The organism is Thioalkalivibrio sp. (assembly GCF_041690275.1).
In the GTDB taxonomy this organism is placed as follows: domain Bacteria; phylum Pseudomonadota; class Gammaproteobacteria; order Ectothiorhodospirales; family Ectothiorhodospiraceae; genus Thioalkalivibrio.
Genome location: NZ_JAWLHP010000084.1, coordinates 6769 through 8863 on the forward strand (window position 1 = coordinate 6769; position 2095 = coordinate 8863).

The 2095-nt window shown below is 69.5% G+C and carries 2 protein-coding genes; both read left to right on the forward strand.

The features are described from left to right. Positions 1-121 precede the first annotated feature (121 nt). On the forward strand, positions 122-1336 hold the full coding sequence (gene gspF, locus ACESMN_RS12540) for a type II secretion system inner membrane protein GspF (protein ID WP_373053942.1): 1215 nt from the start codon (positions 122-124) through the stop codon (positions 1334-1336). A 2-nt stretch (positions 1337-1338) separates the two neighbouring features. Beyond that, positions 1339-1869: a type II secretion system major pseudopilin GspG gene (gene gspG, locus ACESMN_RS12545; protein ID WP_373053943.1), complete on the forward strand. Its 531-nt coding sequence runs from the start codon at positions 1339-1341 to the stop codon at positions 1867-1869. The last annotated feature ends 226 nt before the right edge of the window (positions 1870-2095 follow it).

Consider the following 2095-nt stretch of genomic DNA (forward strand, 5'->3'; position numbering starts at 1 on the left):
GCGCCGGGGGGTCGTGGGAGCGGCTTCCAGCCGCGATCGGGCGCCGCATTGCCCCTGGCGCGTGTCGCCTGCCCCACCTTCGCGAGCAAGGCTCGCTCCTACAGGGGCCGGGTGAGGGCTGATGCCCGCATTTGAGTACCAGGCGCTCGACGCCGGGGGCCGCAGGCGCAAGGGGGTCACCGAGGGGGATACCCCGCGCTCGGTGCGCGCGCGGCTGCGCCAGGAAGGCCTGACGCCGCTGGCCGTCGAGGAGGTGCGCGAACAGGCGCGCCGCGGCGGCTCGCTCGGCCTTGGCGCCCGCGGGATCAGCCCCCTGGATCTGGCGCTGGCCACCCGCCAGATGGCGACGCTGGCGCGCGCGGGCCTGCCGGTGGAGGAGATCCTCGGGACGGTGGCGCGGCAGACCGAAAAGGCCCGCATCCGCAGCGTGCTGACCGCGGTGCGCACCCGGGTGATGGAGGGTCATGCGCTGGCCACCGCGATGGCGTCCTTCCCGCGCGTCTTCCCCGACCTCTACCGCACCACCGTCGCCGCCGGCGAGCAGTCGGGCCACCTCGACCTGGTCCTGGAGCGCCTCGCGGACTACACTGAGGGGCGCAACGCGCTGCGGCAGAAGATCACCCTGGCGCTGTTCTACCCCCTGATCCTCACGGTGGTCGCGATCGGTGTCACCGTCGCACTGCTCGCATTCGTGGTGCCCGAGGTGGTGCAGGTCTTCGCCGGGATCGGCCAGGAGCTACCGTGGCTTACCCGCGCCCTGATCGCCATCAGCGATGCGCTGCGCGACTACGGCCTTTGGGCGCTGGGCGGACTGGTGGTGGCCGGCATCGGGCTGCGCCGGCTGCTGCGCCGCGAACGCTGGCGTTACCGGTATCATGATCTGCTGCTGCGGCTGCCGCTGATCGGGCGCCTGGTCCGCGGGCTGAACACCGCGCGCTTCGCGCGCACGCTCAGCATCCTGGCCGGCAGCGGCGTGCCGCTGCTGGAGGCGCTGCGCACCGCCGGTGAGGTGATCGGCAACCAGCCGATGCGCTCGGCGGTCGCAACCGCAGCACAGCGCGTTCGCGAGGGCAGCGGCGTAGGGCGGGCGCTGGAACAGAGCGGGTACTTTCCGCCGATGACCGTGCACCTGATCAAGAGCGGCGAGTCCAGCGGCAAGCTCAACGAGATGCTGGAGCGGGCCGCCGAGACCCAGGAGCGCGAACTCGAGACCCGCATCGCGATGGTGGTCGGGGTCTTCGAGCCGCTGCTGATCGTGACCATGGGAGCGGTCGTGCTGACCATCGTGCTGGCAATCCTGCTGCCGATCTTCGAACTGAACCAACTGGTGAACTGAACATGCATGAAGTCTGTTTCAAAACCCGGGACCCGGCGGTCCGTCCCAGCACGCCGGGCACGGCCGTCCACGGTGCGCGCGGCGGGTGCAGAACCGCCTCCCACAACCGCCACCGCGGTTTCACGCTGATCGAGATCATGGTGGTGGTGGTGATCCTCGGCATCCTCGCGGCGATCGTGGTACCGCGGGTGATGGACCGCCCGGACGATGCCCGCATCACCAAGGTGAAGAGCGACATCCGGGCGCTGGAGTCGGCGCTGAACCTCTACCGTCTCGACAACTTCGTCTATCCGAGCACCACCCAGGGGCTGGAGGCGGTGGTGGAGCGTCCCCGCTCCGGCCCGGAACCCCGCAACTACCGTGACGGCGGCTATATGGACCGGCTGCCGAAGGACCCGTGGGGCAACGACTACCAGTACCTGAACCCCGGTACCCGGGCCGAGATCGACATCTTCAGCTTCGGGGCCGACGGCCGCCGCGGCGGCTCCGACATCAACGCCGAGATCGGCAACTGGAATCTCGACGACTTCTGAAGGCCGCGGCAGCAATACACGTGACCGTCAGCGTGCAGATCCATGACTGCGGGAGACGGGCCGGGGGTGAGATCCTTGGGCATAGGGTGGGCCAAGCGCAGCGGGCCCACCCTCCTCGCCGTGGCGGTCTGTGGTGGGCACACTTCGTTTTGCCCACCCTACAGCCTTCTTTCAGCCTTTGATGTGGTGCAGATCCATGACTGCGGGAGACGGGCCGGGGGTGAGA